This window comes from Rhizobium sp. EC-SD404 (assembly GCF_902498825.1).
GTDB lineage: Bacteria > Pseudomonadota > Alphaproteobacteria > Rhizobiales > Rhizobiaceae > Georhizobium.
The window spans coordinates 2,611,112-2,632,514 of the sequence record NZ_LR701459.1 but is presented as its reverse complement, the minus strand read 5'-3'; the positions used below and the strand labels follow the sequence as shown (position 1 = coordinate 2,632,514).

At 60.6% G+C, this 21,403-nt stretch carries 20 protein-coding genes; 2 read left to right on the top strand and 18 right to left on the bottom strand.

Annotated elements, in window-relative coordinates; translation table 11 throughout:
* The first annotated feature begins 16 nt into the window (after positions 1-16).
* Together GC125_RS13450 and GC125_RS13445 are read left to right on the top strand one after the other, a co-directional pair.
* Positions 17-1,174, top strand: coding sequence for a PAS domain-containing protein (locus tag GC125_RS13450; RefSeq protein ID WP_286165651.1), 1,158 nt, complete (start codon positions 17-19; stop codon positions 1,172-1,174).
* On the top strand, positions 1,164-1,598 hold the full coding sequence (locus GC125_RS13445) for a response regulator (protein WP_151986107.1): 435 nt from the start codon (positions 1,164-1,166) through the stop codon (positions 1,596-1,598). Before GC125_RS13450 ends, GC125_RS13445 begins: the two co-directional genes overlap by 11 nt.
* A gap of 26 nt (positions 1,599-1,624) precedes the next feature.
* Here the strand turns inward: GC125_RS13445 and GC125_RS13440 are convergent, their stop codons facing one another.
* The 18 genes from GC125_RS13440 to GC125_RS13355 all read right to left on the bottom strand — a co-directional run bounded on the left by GC125_RS13440 (position 1,625) and on the right by GC125_RS13355 (position 21,236).
* Positions 1,625-3,106 carry a sensor histidine kinase gene (locus GC125_RS13440; RefSeq protein WP_151986106.1) on the bottom strand — a complete coding sequence of 494 codons (1,482 nt, stop codon included), beginning with the start codon at positions 3,104-3,106 and terminating at the stop codon, positions 1,625-1,627.
* Positions 3,107-3,354: 248 nt separating this feature from the next.
* Positions 3,355-4,185, bottom strand: a complete 831-nt coding sequence (locus GC125_RS13435; protein WP_151986105.1) for an ABC transporter permease — start codon at positions 4,183-4,185, stop codon at positions 3,355-3,357.
* Positions 4,182-4,955: an ABC transporter permease gene (locus GC125_RS13430; RefSeq protein WP_151986104.1), complete on the bottom strand. Its 774-nt coding sequence runs from the start codon at positions 4,953-4,955 to the stop codon at positions 4,182-4,184. The genes GC125_RS13435 and GC125_RS13430 overlap by 4 nt, the downstream gene beginning before the upstream one ends.
* 107 nt (positions 4,956-5,062) lie before the next feature.
* A complete protein-coding gene (locus GC125_RS13425; RefSeq protein ID WP_151986103.1) occupies positions 5,063-5,839 on the bottom strand; it encodes an ABC transporter substrate-binding protein in 777 nt (258 codons plus the stop codon).
* A gap of 146 nt (positions 5,840-5,985) precedes the next feature.
* A complete protein-coding gene (locus GC125_RS13420) occupies positions 5,986-7,272 on the bottom strand; it encodes a molybdopterin molybdotransferase MoeA (protein ID WP_151986102.1) in 1,287 nt (428 codons plus the stop codon).
* Complete coding sequence (mobB, locus tag GC125_RS13415; RefSeq protein ID WP_151986101.1) at positions 7,269-7,805, bottom strand: molybdopterin-guanine dinucleotide biosynthesis protein B; 537 nt, start codon at positions 7,803-7,805, stop codon at positions 7,269-7,271. The genes GC125_RS13420 and mobB overlap by 4 nt, the downstream gene beginning before the upstream one ends.
* Positions 7,802-8,449 (bottom strand): molybdenum cofactor guanylyltransferase MobA, encoded by a 648-nt coding sequence (mobA, locus tag GC125_RS13410; protein WP_151986100.1) that lies wholly within the window; start codon positions 8,447-8,449, stop codon positions 7,802-7,804. Before mobA ends, mobB begins: the two co-directional genes overlap by 4 nt.
* Positions 8,446-9,339, bottom strand: coding sequence for a formate dehydrogenase accessory sulfurtransferase FdhD (gene fdhD / locus GC125_RS13405; RefSeq protein ID WP_151986099.1), 894 nt, complete (start codon positions 9,337-9,339; stop codon positions 8,446-8,448). The genes mobA and fdhD overlap by 4 nt, the downstream gene beginning before the upstream one ends.
* A gap of 18 nt (positions 9,340-9,357) precedes the next feature.
* The gene (locus GC125_RS13400) at positions 9,358-10,587 is read right to left on the bottom strand and encodes a multidrug effflux MFS transporter (protein WP_151986098.1); all 1,230 of its coding nucleotides are present in this window, start codon (positions 10,585-10,587) and stop codon (positions 9,358-9,360) included.
* A gap of 86 nt (positions 10,588-10,673) precedes the next feature.
* Positions 10,674-11,585 (bottom strand): DMT family transporter, encoded by a 912-nt coding sequence (locus GC125_RS13395; protein ID WP_151986097.1) that lies wholly within the window; start codon positions 11,583-11,585, stop codon positions 10,674-10,676.
* Positions 11,586-11,692: 107 nt separating this feature from the next.
* A complete protein-coding gene (locus tag GC125_RS13390; protein ID WP_199864571.1) occupies positions 11,693-12,856 on the bottom strand; it encodes a CHAD domain-containing protein in 1,164 nt (387 codons plus the stop codon).
* A gap of 10 nt (positions 12,857-12,866) precedes the next feature.
* Complete coding sequence (locus GC125_RS13385; RefSeq protein ID WP_151986095.1) at positions 12,867-13,508, bottom strand: DUF922 domain-containing Zn-dependent protease; 642 nt, start codon at positions 13,506-13,508, stop codon at positions 12,867-12,869.
* 124 nt (positions 13,509-13,632) lie between these two features.
* Complete coding sequence (locus GC125_RS13380; RefSeq protein WP_151986094.1) at positions 13,633-13,956, bottom strand: hypothetical protein; 324 nt, start codon at positions 13,954-13,956, stop codon at positions 13,633-13,635.
* 531 nt (positions 13,957-14,487) lie between these two features.
* On the bottom strand, positions 14,488-15,288 hold the full coding sequence (locus GC125_RS13375) for a DUF4435 domain-containing protein (protein WP_199864570.1): 801 nt from the start codon (positions 15,286-15,288) through the stop codon (positions 14,488-14,490).
* Positions 15,289-15,307: 19 nt separating this feature from the next.
* Positions 15,308-15,529, bottom strand: coding sequence for an AAA family ATPase (locus GC125_RS20380; RefSeq protein WP_502706099.1), 222 nt, complete (start codon positions 15,527-15,529; stop codon positions 15,308-15,310).
* A gap of 22 nt (positions 15,530-15,551) precedes the next feature.
* The gene (locus GC125_RS13365; RefSeq protein ID WP_151986092.1) at positions 15,552-16,697 is read right to left on the bottom strand and encodes an AAA family ATPase; all 1,146 of its coding nucleotides are present in this window, start codon (positions 16,695-16,697) and stop codon (positions 15,552-15,554) included.
* A gap of 462 nt (positions 16,698-17,159) precedes the next feature.
* The gene (gene uvrB / locus GC125_RS13360) at positions 17,160-20,453 is read right to left on the bottom strand and encodes an excinuclease ABC subunit UvrB (protein WP_286165511.1); all 3,294 of its coding nucleotides are present in this window, start codon (positions 20,451-20,453) and stop codon (positions 17,160-17,162) included.
* A 231-nt stretch (positions 20,454-20,684) separates the two neighbouring features.
* Positions 20,685-21,236 carry an SH3 domain-containing protein gene (locus GC125_RS13355; RefSeq protein ID WP_151986091.1) on the bottom strand — a complete coding sequence of 184 codons (552 nt, stop codon included), beginning with the start codon at positions 21,234-21,236 and terminating at the stop codon, positions 20,685-20,687.
* Positions 21,237-21,403: the final 167 nt, after the last annotated feature.

Below are 21,403 nucleotides of genomic sequence, written 5' to 3'. Positions count from 1 at the left end.
CTGTGGCTTGACCGACGTGCGTAAACCACCGACTGGACGCCAGATATCTGACGCAAAAGTCGCCGAACGTCTGCTGTACAGCCAGCATGAGATCGGCGATCCCTTTGCTGCGGCGATCAACGGCACCCGTATGGCTATGATCATCACGGGGCCGTCCGATCAGGATAATCCTATCATATTTGCCAACAAGGCCTTCTGTCGGTTAACGGGCTACGAGCACGACGAGGTAATCGGCCAGAACTGTCGGTTCATCCAGGGGCCCGACACGAGCCGACGGGCGGTCGAGCGGATCACGCATGCGATTGCTCGCGAAGAAGATGTCCATGTGGAACTGGTGAACTATCGCAAGGACGGTACCCCGTTCTGGAATTCGCTTTTCCTGTCACCCGTTCGAAACAGCAAAGGCGAAGTGAAGTTCTTCTTCGGCTCGCAGCTCGATGTCAGCGACAAGAAGCAGACCGAATTCGATCTTCACTCCGTCAACGATGAATTGCGCGAAACCAAGACGTTGCTTGAGCAGCAGATCGATGATCGCACCGGCGAGTTGATGCGGCTTCTGTCTCAACGATCACGGCTGATCAACGAGCTGGACCATCGGGTCAAAAACAATCTGCAGCTGATCAATTCATTGCTGGGGTTCGAATTGCGTCGCGATCTCGGCCCGGAAGCCCGCGAAGTCGTCAACCGGCTCCACCAGCGCATCGATGCCTTGGGCCTCGCCCACCAGGACCAGCACAATAAAGAAGCGATCGGTTATTTCCGCGTCGATACCTTTGTTCGCATCCTGGTAAGCAAGGTGCTCACCAATCATCCGCGCTGGCACTCAGAGCCGGCTTACCAGATGGAAGAAGTGCTGCTGCCGATCGGCAAAGCTGCTCCGCTGGCTTTGGCGCTTAACGAATTCGTCCGCAGCCTAGTTTCAAACACCGAGAACATCGCGGATGGAGCAAAGCTGGAAATCAGTGCCCAAACTAAGAACGGCAAGCTCGTTCTTGACGTGTCTTCTGCCGACCTCACGGAAGTCAATTGCCGTCGCGCGTTCGACGGTATCGAAGGTTGGACGATGCGCCTGATCGAACGGCAACTCGAAGCGCGCGTCGAATTTACGGATATGGATGGGCGCTGTGGGGTCAAGCTCGCAATGCCGCTGAACGGGGGTTCCCATGGCGACTGACCACCGCAAGCCACGCAAGATCGTCATCGTCGAAGACGAAGTTCTGTTGGCACTCGATCTGGAGATGATTGCCGAGGATGTCGGTTTTACCGTCGCCGGACAGGCCGGTCGGAAGAACGAAGCAATCGATGTGATCAAGAGTTCGAGGCCCGATCTCTGCCTGGTCGATGTCCATCTCCTGGATGGACCGACCGGTGTCGACGTCGCGCGTTTCGCGGTCGAGAGCACCGATGCGCTGGTCGTATTTGTCACCGCAAACCGCGCCGCACTGCCTGAAGATCTTGTCGGGGCTTACGGCATCATCTCGAAACCCTACACCGTCTCGGGCGTCAAGGATGCGCTGCGCCATCTGCTCGGAGTCATCAACGAGAATAACGACGCTGATGCCGTGACGCCCGTGGAGTTGCGCGCGACTGCGCGCTGATGGCTGGAGAAGTTCCTGCTTCAGACCTAGAGCGATGCGTTCTTTAAAGGGAAAGCGATCGCGACCTGTGCACCTTCCGGCGGCCAGGCGAAATCCAGCTTGCCTCCCAATTGTCCCTCGACGCTGATCTTGGCCAACCTGCTGCCGAACCCGCTGGGTTCCGGTGCGGATCGGATCTGCGGGCCGCCGGTCTCCGTCCAGTTCAAGCGGAAGGCATCGTTGTCAGTTTCCCACAGGACGCTAACCCGGCCTTCAGCGGTCGACAGGGCACCGTATTTCGCGGCATTGGTGGCCATCTCGTGGATGACAAGTGCCATGCTCGTCGCGGCTTTTGATCCGAGGACGATGGACGGTCCGCCGATCTTCATGCGAGAGCCTTCGTCGTCGACATGCGGCGCCATGATGCGCTCGACCAGATCGTGAAACGCGATCCGCCCACCATCGGCATCGGATCCGGCTTCGTTCATGACCATGCCGTGAGCATGGGATAAGGCGCTGAGGCGTCCGGTCAGGATTCCTGCCATCTCCTTCGGGGTCGACGCGTTGCGTGCCGTCATTGTCACCATCGAGATGGCGACCGAGAAGAGGTTCTTGACGCGATGGTTGAGTTCGCGAAGCAGCAGCTCGCGGCCCCGCGCCGACTTCACGCTTTCGGTCCGGTCGAGCCCCTGGACGAAGACGCCGGTCACCTGGTTCGCGCCGTCAAAGATGGGATGGTAGGTGAAATCGAGAAAAGCCTCGCTCTCTGGCCCTCCTTTTTCGTGTTGCAGCACGATGCGCGCAGCCTCGCGGCTGATCGGCTCCCGCGTTTGATAGACGCTGTCGAGCATCTCGTAGAAACCCTGTCCGGCCAATTCCGGCAGTGCTTTGCGAACGGGTTTGCCGACAAGGTTCTTACGGCCGACGAAGCGGATGTAAGCCTGATTCACGAAGGTGAACACATGCTCGGGACCGGATAGTACCGCAATCATGCCAGGCGCCTGATTGAACAGGCGGCGGAAATCGTTGTTCTCCTCCAGAAGCGCCTTTTGCGCTTCTTCGGCTTCCTGGGCACGGCGGATGAGAGCCGTTTCGAGACCCACGGTGCGGAACGGCACGAATGTCGAGCGTCGCAGGCGATGCAGTTCCGTCACGTCGACAGTATTCTGCACCACATGCGTTGCGACGCCGTCTTCATCCATGACCGCGAAGTGGATGGCAGTCCAATAGCGATCCTCAAACCCGTCGCCGTCGGCATTGGGTATGGCATAGTGGATGTGGGCGAGCGTATCGGACTTGCCCGTCTGAAGAACGCGGTTCAATGAATCGCGAAGATCGCGGCCAGCCGGACCGTCATTGGGGAAGACTTCGAAGATGTCCCTGCCAAGCAATGCATCCAGGCTCTTGCCCGTGGCTTTGCAATAGGCGGGATTTGCCGCGACGTATCGCAATTGAGGGTCGAGCACCATGTAGGGGCTCGGGATCGCCTCAAACAGGCCCCCAAATCTCTCGAATTCCGCAGAAGCCACGTGCGCGCTTTCTTTCGATATCAAGTGCCAGCACCGTCTGGTTGCGAAGCAAAAGTCGGAAACGATCTCGACGGTCAAACCGATTGGCCTACGAGCGGGAAATTGTGTCCGTAAAAGCGCGTCCCTCGTTCTTCCAAATCACATGAATATCCCGAAGTTCATCCTTCACCCAGAAGAAATGCCATTACAAGCATTTTCGCGATTATCCGCAATTTGAGAAAATTCTTTTATACCGCAAATTCAGGCGGTTAACGCTTTAGATGCCGGGTGAGACGACGCTCGAAAACGGCCCATAGATTGCGTAGTGCTTCGACGATGAGGAGATAAAATACGGCTGTCCAGAGATAGGTCTGGAAGTCGAAGGTGCGGGAGAACGCCCGTCGCGTTTCGCCCATCAGGTCGAAGACCGTGATGATGGACACGATCGCCGACCCCTTGATCATCAGGATGATTTCGTTGCCGTAGGGACGGAGGGCCACCATCATCGCCTGGGGCAGGATGATCTTGCGAAAGGTGACGTTGCGCGGCAGGCCGAGCGCTGCGGCACCTTCATGCTGGCCTTTCGGAACGCTGGCGATCGCCCCGCGCAGGATTTCCGCCTGATACGCCGCAGTGTTGAGCGTGAACGCAAAGAGAGCGCAATACCAGGGCTCGCGAAAGAACGTCCAGAGTCCGACTGTCTCAAGCGCACCGCGAAACTGACCAAGGCCGTAATAGATCAGGAAGAGCTGCGCGATCAGCGGCGTGCCGCGAAAGAAATAGACGTAGATATAGGCGAGGGCGCCGAGCACCTTGTTCTTCGACATGCGCCCAAGGGCAACCGGCACCGAGAGAACGGCGCCGAGCACGACGGAGATGATCACCAATTGCAGCGTGATCCACAGGCCGCTCAGATAGCCAGGCCCGTACTGGATCATCTTCTGGCTGTCGTAGCTGCCGACAAGAAACAGGAACAGTCCCACGCTTCCGGCGATCCAGATCGCCAGGAAGAAGTGGCCGGCGATGCGGGACGGCGACCATCCTGCGGCTAATGCCGGCGGAGGCGGCTCGGGCGGCAGCATCCGCTGGATCACGCTCATGTGCGTGCCTCGTCACGGCCGGCCCAGCGCTCGATGTAGTGGATGACGATCGAGGATAGCATGGCGAGGACTAGGTAGATCAGGCAGGCGAGCCCGAAGAACATGAAGGCCTCGCGGGTCACGCGCGCAGCGATGCCGGTCTGGCGCAGGATGTCGGCGAGACCAATGACCGAAACGAGCGCCGTCTCCTTCAACAGGATCATCCAGAGATTGCCGAGTCCAGGCAGGGCGATGCGCACCAATTGCGGGATGATGATGCGCCGCATGGTGGTGCTTCGTCTGAGCCCCAGTGCCGAGCCGGCCTCATATTGCCCGCTGGGAATGGCGTGGAACGCCGATACGAGAACTTCGCTCGAATAGGCCGAAAAGACGAGACCAAGCGCGACCATGCCTGCCAGAAACGCGTTGATCTCGATCGTCGTCGTGGATCCAGTCGCGGCCAGCAGGTTCTGAAGGCCGATCTGCGCGCCGTAATAGACGAGAAACAGCGTCAGCAGCTCGGGCAGGCCGCGAAATATGGTGGTGTAGATATCGGCCGCAAGCCGCAGGGACTTTTCCTTGCTCTGCTTGGCGAGCGCCAGCATGAAGCCGGCGAAAAGGCCGAGGGGAAGCGTCGCCAACGCAAGGGACACGGTGACGAATACGCCGGATGCGATCTCGTCGCCCCAGCCGGTATCGCCGCAGGCAAGCAGACTTTCATCAGGAAGGAGACGGAAGATGCCAAGGGTGCCGCATAGCGGATCGAGCCAAGTCATCAGGGCTTGAAGCATTTGCCGCTATCCCGTTTCTTCGCCATCCATTTCGGGACGGATGCAAAAAGACATCATGGCCGGTTTTGGATAAGCCGGCCATGATGGAGTTCGAATGACGTTTAAGCTTAGCTGCCGTAGACGTCGACGTCGAAATACTTGTCGTTGATTTCCTGGTAGGTGCCGTTCTCGCGAATGGCCAGGATAGCGGCGTTGAACTTCTCGCGAAGCTCGTCTTCACCCGGACGGATGGCAATGCCGGCGCCTTCGCCATTGATGACCGGATCCGTTTCCAGCGTGTCGAGCAGCTTGCAACAAGCACCATCTTCGGATTCGAGCCACTCGCTCAGAACGATCACGTCGTCGATTACGCCATCGATGCGGCCGGCAGCGACGTCGAGCTTGTATTCATCGGGCGTCGGATAGAGACGCAGATCGGCCGAAGGCAGCTTTTCCTCGGCATAGTTCGAATGCGTCGTGGAAGACTGCGCGCCAAGCGCCAGGCCTGCAAAGGCTTCGTCTGTTGCTTCGGTGAGTTCACTGTCGGTCGGCACGGCAATGGCGGGCGGCGTGTTGTAGTACTTTTCGGTGAAGTCGACCTGCTGCTTGCGCTCTTCGGTGATCGACATGGACGCGATGATCGCGTCGAAACGTCCGGCGAGCAGACCTGGGATGATGCCATCCCAGTCGGAGGTCACGAACTCGCACTGGACTTCCATCTCTTCGCAAAGCGCGTTTGCGATATCGATGTCGAAGCCGGTCAGGGTGCCGTCTGCTTCGAGCACGTTGAATGGCGGGTAGGCGCCTTCGGTGCCGATGCGAACGACTTCCTGGGCGCTGGCTGCCCCCATCGTCAAGGCGAGGGTTGCTGCCGATGCTGCGAGCATGAGCTTTTGAATGCGCATTATATTCCTCTCTGTGGTTAGTCTGGTGCCCCTTTGTCCATTATGGCGTCGGGGTCTGATTGAAGCGCTTTGAATGGATTAATGCGGACGCCATTCGCAATTGCAATAAAAATCCAAATTGACGTTAGCGGCCTTCGCGTAAGTTTTCAAAGCCCGAACTCGTTGAACGGAATAAATGCGACGCGATCGCCTACGCGCACCTCGTTCACCTCTTCATCCAACTCGATCAGCCCGGTCGCCTGCCGCAGTCCCGTGATGAGACCCGAACCGTCGCGCGGAAATTTTTCGACGCGGGAGATGCCGTCGGCACCGGTGGCAAGCCAGCCGCGGAGGAATTCCCGGCGATCCGTTTTTTTGCGCGCGATGTGGAAACCTGCGGGCAGATGATACCGGGCGGGCTCTAGCGCTTGGCCGCCACCGAGAATCGTCAGCGCGGGGCGGACATAGAGCAGGAAGCAGACGAGAACCGCGACAGGGTTTCCAGGCAGGCCGAAGAACACGCAATCCCTCTGGTCCGTCTGGATTTGACCCACCACCATGGGGCGTCCGGGCTTGACGGCGATCTGCCACAGGTGCCTCTTGCCGAGCGCATCGAGCGTCGTCACCACATGATCTTCCTCGCCACGCGATGCGCCGCCTGTGCTCAGGATCACGTCATGGGTGCCGGCTGCATCTTCGATCGTGCTGGCAATGAGAGCTGCGTCGTCCTTGAGGATGCCCAGATCGGTGATCTCGACCGGCATCGTCTGCGCCAATGCGGCCAGCATCGTCCGGTTACTGTCGAAAACCTGACCAGGCTGAAACGGATCGGCGCTGCCCGGTTCCACGAGTTCGTTGCCTGTGGACAAAACGGCGATGCGCAGGCGACGGCAGACCGGCACTTCGTCAAATCCGAACGACGCGATTGCGGCAAGATCCTGCGCGCGAAGCCGAACGCCGGGCTCGATCGCGATTGATCCTTGCGCGACGTCCTCGCCGGCACGTCGTCGGTTGGCACCAGGCTTCAGACCTTTCGGCACGGTGACCGTCGAACCGTCCTCCGAGAGCTCGCAATCTTCCTGCATGGCGACGGTGTCCGCGCCGGCTGGCATCGCTGCCCCGGTGAAGATGCGTGCCGCTTCGGATCTGCCGATCTCGGCGGGTGCAAGGTCCCCGGCAGCGATGCGCGTGCGGATACCGAGCGTATTGCGCTTGAAGTAGTCGGCATAGGCGAAGGCATAGCCATCGACTGCGGAATTGTCGGAGAAGGGGACATCGCGCGGGGCAGCGATCGGCTCGGCCAGAATGCGTCCGGCTGCCTCCCGCAGAGGCACCATTTCCATCGGCACGATGGGCGCGAGCCGCTCGGAGATCAAAGCGAGCACCTCCGAATGCCGCATGCGGTCTCGGTCGTGCAGAAAACAATCGTCGAGGAGCCGACGTCCCGTGGTCATGACGCAGCGCTCCGACGCTCGGCCAGGCCCGTGACGCGCTCGATGAAATCGGAAATACCGATGGTGTCGTCCAGGTCGAAGACCGGCAGATGTTCTTCGGACACCGGATGATCGGCAGCGATCGCGATGATGTTGGGATCTGCAGCAGCCAGTGGCGCGCGGTTGGCGGCATCCAGCCGCCGGGCTTCGATTTTCGGATGGTTCTCGCGCTTGTAGCCTTCGATCACAACGAGATCGCAAGGAGCCAGGCGCTCGAGAATGTCTTCAAGCGCAGGTTCGGATTCGTGACGCAACTCATGCATAAGGGCCCAGCGCTTGCCGGAAACGATGGCCACTTCGCCGGCTCCGGCTTGGCGATGACGCCAACTGTCCGTGTTTTCCTTGTCGATATCGAACTCGTGATGGGCATGTTTCACGGTGGAAATGCGCCAGCCTCTGCGGGTCAGTTCCTCGACGATGCGCACGGTCAGGCCCGTCTTGCCGGAATTCTTCCATCCGGTGACGCCAAAGACGCGTTGGGACTGTCTCGTCATGAAATCTGCTGCTCCCGAAGGAAAGTCTCCGCCGCAATCATATCTTCCGGCGTGTTGGCGTTGAAGAACGGATCGAAGCTGTGTTCGCCGTGTCTTACCAAATCGAAGTCCACTGTTGCCAGCCTGTGGCGGTGGACCCAAGCGAGCACCTTGAAGGTGTCGCTTTCTTTTAACCAGGTCTCGAGATCGTCGGCGAGTGCGACGGGCCACAGGCCGAAGACGGGATGACGATTGCCGTCCGACGTTGCCAGTGCGATCGTGTCGGCGGTCGTCGTTACTTCGGCGAAGCGCTCCACCAGATCGACGGGAAAGAACGGCGTGTCGCTGGCCGCGGTTGCGACATGGCTGATCGACTGGTCCGCAGTTTGCGCGTGGCGCATGCCGGCAAGAACCCCGGCGAGCGGGCCGGCGAAATCGCCGACAGTGTCGGCGATGACGGGAAGGTCGTACTCCGCAAAGCGGCCTGCATCGCCATTGGCGTTGAGAACGAGCGAAGACACTTGGGGTTTGAGCCGGTCGATTACGCGGGTCAGCATCGGGACGCCACGGATTTCCAAAAGCGCCTTGTCGCCGCCACCCATGCGCCGTGAGAGACCGCCTGCCAGAACGCAGCCGAGGATGTCCTTCCTGGAAGGTCCGGTCATGCTTCGGCCTCGATCTCGCGTCGGCTGCCCTTGCGCCCGGATCGGCCCTCTTCATCCGGCACCTTGTCGGGATCGAGATCGAAGATGATGCGCTCGGTACCGGCCAGTGCGACGAAGCGCTTTCCGCGCGCACGGCCGATGAGCGTCAGGCCGATCTTGCGGGCGAGTTCGACACCCCAGGCGGTAAAGCCCGAACGCGATACCAGGATGGGGATGCCCATCATGGCGGTCTTGATGACCATCTCGGACGTAAGGCGACCGGTCGTGTAAAAGATCTTGTCGGACGGGTCCTCGTTCGTCTGGAACATCCAGCCGGCGATCTTGTCGACGGCGTTGTGACGACCGACGTCCTCCATGTAAACGAGCGGCCGGTCTTCCGCACACAGCACGCAGCCATGAATCGCGCCTGCCTCGAGGTAGAGCGATGGAGCGGTGTTGATCTTGTGCGTCAGCGCATAGAGCCACGATGTGCGAAGCCGGGCATCCTTGGACAATGAAATGCTGTCCAGATTGTCCATGATGTCGCCAAAGACCGTGCCTTGGGCGCAGCCCGAGGTGCGGACCTTCTTCTTCAGCTTGTCCTCGTAGTTGGTCTCTTCCTCGGTGCGCACGACGACGACTTCGAGTTCTTCATCGTAGTCGATGCCGGTGACGTGGTCGGTCGGCTTCAACATGTTCTGATTGAGCAAATATCCGAGCGCCAAAAGGTCCGGATGATCGCCGATCGTCATCATGGTGACGATCTCCCTTGCGTTGAGATAGAGCGTCAGCGCCTTTTCGGTCACCACCCGCGTATCGACGGCATCGCCGTTCTGATCGATGCCCTCGACGATCGTCGAGAGCCGCTGATCGGTCGGATCGGGCCGCACGATGAATTCACGTTCCGTCAAAATACTCTCCGTCGGACCTTACTCGTCGTCCATCACGATGCCGGCCAACCGGTCCTGACGCACAACATAGAGGACGTAAAGCGCCGCCGCGACCCCTGCCAGAGACGAAGAGAACATGACGTAAAGCAGCGGATATGGGCCGGACTCTTCGGACAGAAGCGAACCGGCCAGCACAGACAACAAAGCGCCGCCGCCGATCATCAGTGCGCCGCCGAGCCCGGAGGCCGACCCGGCAAGGCGTGGCTTGACCGAGACGATGCCGGCATTGGCATTGGGCAGCGCCATGCCGTTGCCGAAGCCGACGAAGAAGATCGGCCCGAAGAATGCCATCGGATGGAAGAAGCCCGACCAGAAAAGTGCGATCGACAGCGCCATGCCGAGGGCGGAGATCAAATTGCCGATCACCATCATGGCATTCAGCCCGACATTGACGGAGAACCGCGCTGTCAGAAAGTTGCCGATCATGTAGCCGAAGGCGATGAAGAAGAAGTGGTAGCCGAGTTCGGCCGGGGTCATGCCGAGAATGACGTTCGCCACGTAGGGACCGCCACCCAGGAACGAGAAGAATGCGCCGGAAGCGAACGTTGCCGTGAGCGTGTATCCCCAGAACCGGCGAGCCTTCAAAAGCTCCGGATAGGCGCGGAACTGCTGGGCGAAATTGGCGGACATCGCCTGGTTGGTTTCGCCGAGGTCGCGCCAGCACACGATCAGCACCATGACGCCGAAGACGAAAGTGAGGATGAAATTGGCCTGCCAGCCGAACATCTGGTCGAGAAAGCCGCCAAGTGCCGGGCCGACCATCGGCACCAGCGTCATGCCCATCGTCACATAGCCGATCATGGAGGCAGCCTGCGAAGGGCCGACGATGTCGCGCACGATCGCGCGCGAGAGCACCAGGCCGGCGACGACGACCGCCTGCAGCACGCGGCCGATCAGCAGGATTTCGATCGTCGGCGCGAAGACGCAGATCAGTGTGGCGCCGAGAAAGAGCCAGATGCTGACCAGCATGACCGGGCGGCGGCCGAACCTGTCCGACAAGGGGCCGATGAAGATCTGCAGAAACGCGGTGCCGGCGAGGTAGGCGGACACGGTCAGCTGAACGAGCGCGTAGTCGGCGTTGAAATAGCGCGCCATGCCCGGAAGCGAGGGCAGGAAGACGTTCATGTTCAACGCACCGAGCGCCGCCATGAGGACCAGCGTCAAGATGTGCGGCGGGGTGCGGGGATCGAGAAAGCGAGCAGGTGGCATGCGGACATATCCTTCGCCGACCAATTGGCGCATCGATACCAAAAAGGAAAGGTGGCCTTAGCTTTTTGTTTGTCGTCTCCCTGGCCTCACGGCGAGGGTTGTTTTGCCGTTTCCGCGGCCACTGGGTCGACTTCGGGGCGCTTGCGTTCCCGGTAGAGGGTGTAGATGCCCGAGACGACGATGATCGTTGCGCCGATGATCATATAGGCATCGGGAACGTCGCCGAAGACGAGGTAGCCGGTGGGGATCGCCCAGAGCAGGTTTGTGTAGCGAAAGGGAGCGACGAAGGAGATGTCGCCGCTGCGCATGGCCATGATGATGAACTGGTAGCCGATGAGGAGCAGGACGGCGCAGAGAACCAGGAGGCCGATATGGCCGGCATCGACCGGGGTCCAGCCGCCCATCATCGGGGCCATGATAACGCCGGTTAGGCCGACGATGGGGGAGGTGACCACCGACAGGAAGAGCGACGGCACCTCGGCCTGCACCATGCGGGTGGCCAGATCGCGCATGGCGGCGAAGAAGACGGTGCCGAGCACCAGCATGGAATAGAAGCTGAAGCCTTCGACGCCCGGCCGCACGATCAGCATGACGCCGCAAAAGCCGATGGCGATGGCGCTCCAGCGGCGCCAGCCGACGGGCTCGGACAGGAACAGGGCCGCGCCCATGGTGACGGCGAGCGGCAGAGCCTGAAGTATGGCAGAGGCGTTGGCGATGGGGATGTGCGTGAGCGCGATGAGGAAGGTGACGGTGCCGCCGACCTCGCCGATGATGCGCAGCAGGATCATCGGCTGGAAGGCGACTCGGATCGGCCGCAGCGCATGGCGCCACCAGGCGAGCGCGGTGATGGCGATGGTGGCGAAGATGCCGCGCAGCGCCATGACCTGGCCGACATTCATGTCGGCGGCGAGAACCTTGACGACGGTGTCGTTGAACAGGAAACCGGCCATGGCCAGCGACATGAAGATCGCGCCGCGGACATTGGCTGAAAAGGGCATCTGCGGGACCGGGACCGGGAGCGAGTGAGGGTTGCGCTCTGGCTAGACCTGCACCCTTTTGTCGACAAATCAATTCTGGTGATGGATCGGGCGTTTGCGCTGACCGGTCAGCTCTCGGCGTCGCCGTTCCCGCTATTGCCGCCATTGGGTTTGGCGGCGAACCATCCCTTGACGGGCGGGGGGCTGGCCGGAAGCGTTTCGCCGGCCTTGCCGGGTGCCGCTTTGCGGTCTTCCGCCTTCCAGAGCTTGTAGAGCGCGCGGTGGCGGGCGGCCATGGGCTTCGATTTCTCGGCGAGGATCCGCGCGCCGGCGGCAAGGGCTGTCGCCTCGATGGCGGCCTGGCGGGCATAAGCGAGATCGATGAGGGCGACGCGGGTCGGGTGATGGCCGAGAGCGTCGTCGCCGAGCGCGCGGACGAGTTCAGCGAGATCGTGGTGGCGGCCGAGATCCTCGGCGAGCGCACGGGCGGCATCGACCTGGGGGCCGACGGCTTCCGGCCAGACGGGAGCGAGGATGCGCAGATGCTGGGCGTGGGCCTTCACGCGCTTGCGCCATTCGTGCAGCGTCTCGGCGCCGTCCCACCGGGATTGCTGCCGGTTCTCGATCGCCTGGGTTTCGGGCGACGGCGGGCCGGCCTCGATCGCGGCGAGCGCCTTCAGGGCATCGACGCGGGCTTTGCGGGCGGCGTTGTGGGTGTCGGCGAGGCCGCGGGCGAAGGCTTTTGAGCCCTTCGGCCGGATCTTCCACGAGCGGGCGCGTTCGGCGATGGCGGCGAGTTCGGTGGCGGCGGCTTCGATGACCGGGGCGGCGGCGCCGGTTTCTTCGACAAGCGGAACGACGAGGCGGCGGCGAAGGGCGGTGACGGACTGGCTGCGCAGCGGCGGAAGCGCGCGATCGGACCGGTAGGCGGCGACGAGCGCATCGAAGGCGGCGATCAGCGACTGGGCTTCGCGGTGGGGCGCGAGCGACCGGCCGACATCGCGCAGCGCCGCATTCTCCTTGGCATAATCTGAAAAGGCGGGGCGGACCATGCGGATGAGGCCGCGCACCTTCTTGATGCGCTTGCGCAGCTGGTGGACGCGCTGGCGTTCGGTGAGGCCTTCCGTGGCGGTGGCGGCCGCGCCGCCGGCTTGCTGGTCCGGGTGCGGGCCGGCGTCTGGGTTCGGCGGGACGGCACGGGCTTCTTCGATGGCGCGGGCGAGCTGTTCGCCGGCGATGCGGCGCACGGTCGCCTGGAAGCTCTTGTCCTTGGGCGTCAGGCGGTAGGGCATCGGGCGCCTCTCATGGACCGTTGACGAGGGCGAGGATGAGCTGGTGGACGTTGCCGCCATTGCCCATCTCGGCGCGGTCGAAGGTGCGGGCGCGGTTCAGCCGCTCGGCCGCCATGCCGGCCAGGAATTCCTGGAGCTTGGCGCGGACCTTGTTGCAATCGGCATCGGCCGGCGCCGACAGGCCGGTGGAGAAGGCCTGGATCTTCTCGGTCATCTCGATCACGTGGTCGCCATGGACGCGCTCGTGTTTTTCGACGCCTTCGATGAAGCGGGCCCAACTGGCCGCCACTTCCGGCGCAAGGCCCGAAGGCGCTGTCGGCCAGCGGTAGATGATGGTGAGGCTCGGCCGGGCGGAAGCGAGGATACAGGAGCCATCCGGCTGCGGCCGGTAATCGCGCGACCACAGAAGCTCGAAATCGGTGAAGGCGATGGCCTGGCCGACGCCGGCCGACGGCGCGCGCTCGCCGATGGAGCGGTAGAGATCGATGCCCGTCGTGCCCGTGACCGCATAGGTCTCGATGCGCTCGGAGGGCTGCCAGTCCCGCGAAAGCGCGGGCGCCGGCAGGAGCGCCAGCCCGGCGAGGGCGGCGAGGAGGACGACGAGAAGGGCTTTGGGTCGGGAAGGGGCGGGGGATCGCTTGATCAGGGTCATGGCCCCTGCTTAAGCGAGATCGGTGGTGCGATAAAGAGCGGCGTCAAATGCGACCGGTGTATGACCGGAGAGGGGGCGGCGGTCTCGCCCCCGCGTCCCCGGTCTTCGTTCTTAGGTGTCGCCCTCAGGCGTCGTCGTCGTCGTTAGGTTCGGTCGGGTAGATCACGTTCCAGGGGAATTCGCCGGGGATTGCTGCGACCCGCGCCGCTTCGGCCCGTTCGAACGGAATCCGCTCGCAGGCGCGGCGGACGGCGTCGCTCTGGCAGGCGCGGTGACGCCGGCAGGCGGCGAGGTCGCAGCGCCTTGCCTCCTCGGCCGGGGGCGGACGCCACCGGCGTCGCGCCATCGCCTCGATGGTGGCGCCGATGGCGTTCAATTGCTCGTCGACCGTGGCGCAGGCGAGGCGGAACTTGAACCGGTCCCTGTCGGGATGGTGGCTGCGCGGCATGGCGGATCTCCGTTGATGTTTCAGGACGCGCAACAGCACCCGGCTTCTGGGCATTGTCGGACGCAGAAATGCGTCCGGGATTTATGGGCGTTGTCGGACGCAGAAAGGCGTCCGACGGGGCGGTTTGCCGCGGCGGGGAGAGGGCAGAGATGACGGGTCCGGGGCGCAAGGATCGAGCCGCCTGGGTAGATGTAGTTCGAGTGGCACGGTCATCGCGCCCCGGCGGCGTTCTCGGGAGCATCCTCCGTCAGATCCCGGTTCCAGCTCTCTGCGCGGGATCCGACCGCCCCCGGGCGCATCGCCTGTCTGGGGGCATGCGGTCGGCCCGCTTGCACGGGCACGCAGCCGAACCTGCTCGTAGTGGCAGGGGGAGCCGTTTTGGGACCTCTCCAGCCGGCCGCTACGTTGGCCACCGGCGGAAGCGCCGTCCCTCACCGCTGAAACCGGACCGTCGACCTGTCCCATCCCGTCGTGGTGAAGGATGCGAGGAGTATGGCATGGGCGCGAGGGACGGGGAAAATTTTGGGGGGATTAAGGAAAGTGACGGCGGATGAAATCCCGATAATTACCCGCATCATTTGGTCTGACATGTCGGGATAATTGCCGCGCCAATATCGTTGACGGCCCTTTGTAAGCAGCTTTACTCTCAACAATCTTGTGAACCATCGGAAGAATAAAATCCTTACCGGATATAAATCGCTCACGTGATATGCTGCTTGATAGGATGTTATTTTTTATCAACTCTTTTTGATTTTTGAAATTTTCAAACCCAATTTCTTTTATTATCGCGCTTATAAGCTCTCTCTTTCGCTTATCGACTCTATTTTTTTCAATTTTTATTTGACTACAAAATCGTAGGATGCCGTCGCTCACTGTCTTTATTTTTCTTATACGAAAGGCAATTGCGTACAGTATAAACAGTCCCAAGCATTTATCTGAAATCTCACTAATTGAGACCTTGATGCTGGTAATAATTTCCTCAGTTTGTGTTTCAGTTAAGTCATAGTCTTCGAGTAACTTTCGAAAATTTAACTCGTTAATGATTATATTCTCAACGCAATAAGCGTCTATCTGGACAATATTGGTGCCATCCACCTCTTCACCCCAAAGAAGATTTAGGTCTCCATCCAGTATGTATAGATTATTGTCGTTAAGCTTATTTTTCTCCCACTCTTTGAGAAGCGGCAATCGCCCGTTCAACGGGATTATTCGTCTCACGCGACCTGGTCCGATGATCGATTCGACTATTCTCTCATGGATTATGCGGCCCTTCGCGTCTTCTACAAATATTGTTTTTTCGTTCAGTGAAGCGTAAAGGGCGGCGTAACCCACTGAAGCTCTTTCTGAGTACTTAAGCGACATTTAGATCGACCATATTATCAGTGCGGTCCAATACGATCGAAGGGCTGTGGGTAGCGAGTATAAGTTGAGTTTGATCGTTCGCATTCAAAACGCTTTCAACAAATATTTCCTGCCACCGAACGTGCAATGAAATCTCCGGCTCATCTATTATCAAAACATTGGCTTTTTTTATCAGGGGGTTGAATATTAAGTGACTTATCAGGACAAATATTTGCTTTTCGCCAGAGCTGAGATTATGAACATCTATATACTTTGATCCAATTGAAATCTTTGCTTCCCCCCGACTCGCCGATTTTCACATTCTTTCGAGAATCGCTGAAAAACTCATTTACGATGACCTCAAATTTTGTCAAATCTCTACGTAGAGATCTTTCTTTCTTGTTGAAATTGTCAATAAGATTAAAGTAATTTTCTATCAGGCCAATCAACGGCTGATGCTCAAACCATTCATATAAAAAGTCTATGCCCTTGGGTGTTTTAGAGAGTTCTTGGGCGGCTGTTTGAAAGTTATCGTATCTATTGAGTTTGCGCGTGAGATCGATAATGCGATCAAAGAAAGTTCCAATTTGAAATCTGGACTTTTCGCTATCGAATCCAATCTTTGTCAGGGTGGAAGATATCTCTCTCTTCATCCTCCTATACTTCAGAATGTCTTTCTGTTCCGGCCAATCTGAATTTTTTTCTCGTTGTGTAGAACTGCTCGAGAAAAGCAGTAGCGAAATATTGTTTCGAAGCTGGTCCTCAAGTTGTCGCCGTTGATGAATTATGATCCGGGATCTCCTGAAGATCAGATCGAGAGCTTGACCAAGTCCTTGGGTCATGGCCTCGGAGGTTGGAGCAAGAATAGGGTTCGGATGCGCACGTACTCGACGCTCGTAAAAGCTCTGGTCATTTTCGGTGTAGGATTCTGACGTTCTGTTCAGGCCGAGAAATGTCGGGGTAGGGATGCTTTGGATTATTTTTAATATCTTACTGTTTTCGAAGAGCCCAAAAACATAACGCTTAACGAGATCGCGTTCATTTTTCATATCGACGTCTCTTCGAGACGTATTATTTATTATGAAATCTAGTTTTTCCGTGCTGTAGTCTTCCCGCGACCTGTCGTTTCCAACGCGCATCTTTAAAACAATTGCGCCATCGGCTTTCTCATATCTAAACTGAAATTTGCTAGGCCCGTTCTCAACGTGTATTTCTATCACAGAAAATTTATTTAACGCGATCCATTCGAGATCTGGAGCCAACGACGCTTGCATAGCTCGAAGTATGCTGGTTTTTCCGCTGCCATTAATGCCATGAATAAATGTATAATCTTTGTGAAAATGAATTCTTTTCGAAAAAATACCGTGAAGATCCCTAACGTATATTTGTTTGATGTGCATTTTATCTCCGAGTATTATGCATATCGATCTCAAAACTGTAGTCTAAGGTGTCGGAGCTCGGCGCGTCGCAATTATGGCGCGTAAGGGCGAGTTATGCAATTGCCGAGATTGCGCCTGTTTTTGTCGTTGCACCGTCCGCTATTTGGACGAATTCCGGATTTGATCGGGTGCTATCGTAGATCGGATCCGGTTAACCTACATATCTAAAGAGACGGCAGATTGGTGCCGATGCTCGTTTTCCGAACCAGGCCAAGCGGCAGGTCAACTCTCCGCTTAGAGTCACCGCAGGTGAAAGAGGGGGCGGTGGGCCTTGCTGGTGGCGTCTGACAGGCACCTCGGTTGGTTGCTTGGGGCACACAAGGAAACCGACAAGTGGACAGGCCCCCCCCTCTGTTGGCCCTTCGACAAGCTCAGGACCGACATCTCCCCCGCAAGGGGGAGAGTAGCGCAACGCGGCTGGTTCTACCGTCCCGGTCGGCCCGTTTTGCCTGGGCGGCGTTTTTGGCGGCGGGCTTCGGATTCGTCTTCGTAGGAGCCGGCGCCGACCTTGCCGCGGGCGAGGGGACGTGGGTCTTCTGCCCCGCCCTTAAGCTTCTCGCTACGCTCGGCGCTGGCGGGGGCCCCGTTTGCCCCGCCCTTAAGCTTCTCGCTACGCTCGGCGCTGGCGGGGGCCCCGTTTGCCCCGCCCTTAAGCTTCTCGCTTGTAGCGCCTTTGGGCTCGGCGCTGGCGGGGGCCCCGGAGCCGGTTGGCGGCTTTGGCGGGATCTTGCCTTGTACGGGTTTTTCGGTGCGGCCGACGGTCATTTCGTCGAGGTCGGGCTTGTGGAAGAGGGAGCGGGATGTCTCTCCGGGAGTTTGTTCTGTCCTCACGGCCGTACCGCCCTGCGGGCTGGCCTCCGGCCCATTTTCGTTTTGCGCGCCTGCGGCGTCGCGGGGGGGCGCGCCATCGGGCGCGACGGCCGTTCGGCCTTGCCGAGCTTTGCTCGGAGATCCTTTTCCCTTGCGCGATCCATCGCCTGACTCGCCGGCATTGCCCTGGACCCGGGCCAGCGGGTCGTCCATGGTTTCCAGTTCTCGGGCCTTGAGGCGCTTGATTTCGTCGCGCAGGCGCGCGGCGGTTTCGAAGTCGAGGTCGGTGGCGGCGGCGCGCATGCGGCGTTCGAGGTCCTCGAGGTGGGCGGCGAGGTTGTTGCCGATGAGGTTGTTGGGATCTTCCCCGCGCTTGCCCTTGCCGCGCACGCCGATATCGGCGCGGACGTGGTCGCGCTCGTAGACGCTATCAAGGATGTCGGAGATGCGGGCCTTGACGCTTTCGGGCGTGATGCCGTTCTTCTCGTTGTATTCGAGCTGCTTTTCGCGGCGGCGGCCGGTTTCTTCCATGGCGCGGGTCATGGAGCCGGTGATCTGGTCGGCATAGAGGATGACCTTGCCGTCGACGTTGCGTGCGGCGCGGCCGATGGTCTGGATCAGCGAGGTTTCGGAGCGCAGGAAGCCTTCCTTGTCGGCATCGAGGATGGCGACGAAGCCACATTCCGGGATGTCGAGGCCTTCGCGGAGCAGGTTGATGCCGACCAGCACGTCGAAGGCGCCGAGGCGCAGGTCGCGGATGATCTCGATGCGCTCCAGCGTGTCGATGTCGGAGTGCATGTAGCGGACACGCACGCCCTGCTCGTGCAGATATTCGGTGAGGTCCTCGGCCATGCGCTTGGTGAGCACGGTGACGAGGGTGCGGTAGCCGGCGGCGGCCGTCTCGCGGATTTCGCCGAGAACGTCGTCGACCTGGGATTTGGCCGGGCGGATTTCCACCGGCGGATCGATGAGGCCCGTGGGGCGGATGACCTGTTCGGCGAACACGCCGCCGGCGGCCTCCATCTCCCAGGCGGACGGGGTGGCGGACACGGCGACGGTGGGCGGGCGCATGGCATCCCACTCCTCGAAGCGCAACGGGCGGTTGTCCATGCAGGACGGCAGGCGGAAGCCGTATTCGGCCAGCGTCGCCTTGCGGCGGAAGTCGCCGCGATACATGCCGCCGATCTGCGGGATGGTGACGTGGCTCTCATCGACGAAGAGCAGCGCGTTGTCGGGGATGTATTCGAACAGCGTCGGCGGCGGCTCGCCGGGCGAGCGGCCGGTGAGATAGCGCGAATAGTTCTCGATGCCCTGGCAGGAGCCGGTGGCTTCCAGCATCTCGATGTCGTAGCGGGTGCGCTGCTCGAGCCGCTGGGCTTCGAGCAGGCGGCCGGCCTTTTCGAGCTCGGCGAGGCGATGCTTGAGCTCTTCCTTGATCGACTTGATCGCCTGGTTGAGCGTGGGCTTGGGCGTCACATAGTGCGAGTTGGCGTAGATCTTGACGGATTTCAGCTCGGCGGTCTTGTGGCCGGTCAACGGATCGAACTCGGTGATGGTTTCGATCTCGTCGCCGAAGAGCGAGATGCGCCAGGCTGCATCCTCCAGGTGGGCCGGGAAGATTTCGATCGTATCGCCCCTGACACGGAAGGAGCCGCGCTGGAAATCCATGTCGCGGCGCTTGTATTGCTGGGCGACGAGGTCGGCCAGGAGCTGGCGCTGGTCGAGCCGGTCGCCAACGGCCATCTGGAACGTCATCGCCGTATAGGTCTCGACCGAGCCGATACCGTAGATGCAGGAGACGGAGGCGACGATGATGACGTCGTCGCGTTCGAGCAGGGCGCGCGTCGCCGAGTGGCGCATGCGGTCGATCTGCTCGTTGATGGAGGATTCCTTCTCGATATAGGTGTCGGAGCGCGGCACGTAGGCTTCCGGCTGGTAGTAGTCGTAATAGGAGACGAAATACTCCACCGCGTTGTCCGGGAAGAAGTTCTTGAACTCCGAATAGAGCTGGGCGGCGAGCGTCTTGTTGGGCGCGAGGATGACGGCGGGGCGCTGCGTTTCCTCGATCACCTTGGCCATGGTGAAGGTCTTGCCCGAACCGGTGACGCCGAGCAGCACCTGGGAGCGCTCGTTCTCCTTCACGCCGGCGACGAGATCGGCAATCGCGGTCGGCTGGTCGCCGGCGGGCTGGTACTCGGTCTGCATGGTGAAGGCGATGCCGCCTTCGGATTTCTCTGGCCGGGCGGGACGGTGCGGCGTCCACAGCTTGCCGTCCTTGAACAGCGGATTGCCGCTTTCGATCAGCGCCGACAGCGCCTCGACGGTGGCCGTGACCGCGCCGGTGGCGAGCGCTGAGGCCTCCTCCAGGCTCGTATCCATACCGGCGACCGGATTGAGACCGGCGGCGGCGCGGGCGCGCGGATCGGTGGTGCCGCCCATGGAGGTTCCGCGGGACGTTCTTGATGCCCCGCCCTTAAGCTTGTCGCTGCGCTCGGCGCTGGCGGGGGCCCGGGATTTGGATGCGCTGGTTTGTCCTGTCCTCGCGGCCGTTTCGCGCTTCGCGCTGGCCTCCGGACGGGGCGGCGCATCGGCGCCGGCGCCCGGTCGGGCGCTGCGCTTCGCTCTTTCTTGATCATCGCCAGCTTCGCGTTCCGCCTGGGCGGCGCGTTCGACCTTGCGGCGGTGCTTGCCGGCCTTGGAGGCGACGTCGTGGCGGGTTTCGATGGTTTCGGCCTCGGCCATGCGCTCCATCTCGCGGGCCCAGTCGGAGACCGAGCCGGACGAGAAGGGGGCGCCTTCCAGGTCGCGCTGGGGCGCCTCGGCGAAGCCGCGCGTGCGCGTCGGGTCGAAATCCTCCGCGCCGGTCTTTTCGGGGCGGGGCGAGGTCTTGTTGGGTCGGGAAGCCATGGGGGGAATATGGGCGGAGTCTGTGGCGATTGGAAGGGGAGCGCACCGGTTTGGCCGGCCGAATGACGGCTTTTCGGAAGCTTCGCTTCTCGCGATCGGTGTGCGTGCTCCCGGCATTGCGGGTGGTGCGATGCCGGAACCCTGAAACGAGAAAACGCGCCGCCCCAAGGGGACGACGCGCTCTTGCGTGCACTCAAAGATCAGGCGTCGGCCCGATCAGGGTCTGCTCGATCAGTCGGTCTGGAAGCGGAACGGCTCGTTGCTGCGCAGACGGCGGATCGTATCGTTCCCACGACGGTCGTTGCGCCAGTCGCGACGGTCATCGCGGCGATCGTCACGCCAGTCACGGCGGGCTTCGCGGCGCCAGTCACGACGATCGGCACGCCAGTCGCGGCGGTCGTAGCGGTCCGGACGGCGGTAGTCGCGGTCGTTGTTGCTGAGCGCGCTGCCGATGACAACGCCGGCGATCAGCGGGATGCCGATGGACGCAGCGGACGACGAGAAATTGCCGCCGCCGGCATAACGGCCTTCCTGCTGGGCGAGATAACGGGACGAGGCCCAGCCGTCATAGCCCTGATAGTTCACGCGGCACCAGGAATAGCCCGAGGTGCAGCCGGCAATGTTGACGACCGATCCGTTCGGCAGGACGCCGACGGACTGGTAGCCGGTGCCCGGACCGGCGCGCAAATTAAGATCGGTGATGACCAGCGCCGACTGGGCCAGCGCGCTACCGGCGCCCAGCATGCCCACGACGAAGGCGGCGGCTTTCAAAAAGGTTTTCATGACGTACCTCACTGCGATTCTTGACGTGCAGTTATCGTTGATTTCGAGACTGAAACGGTCGCAAGCGACAGATAGTTCCCGAAAACGCCTCCGATCACGCGGGCGTGACCGTTGAGACCTTGAGGAATTGTTAACGGAATGGACGTGAATGGGGGCTGAATGGGGTG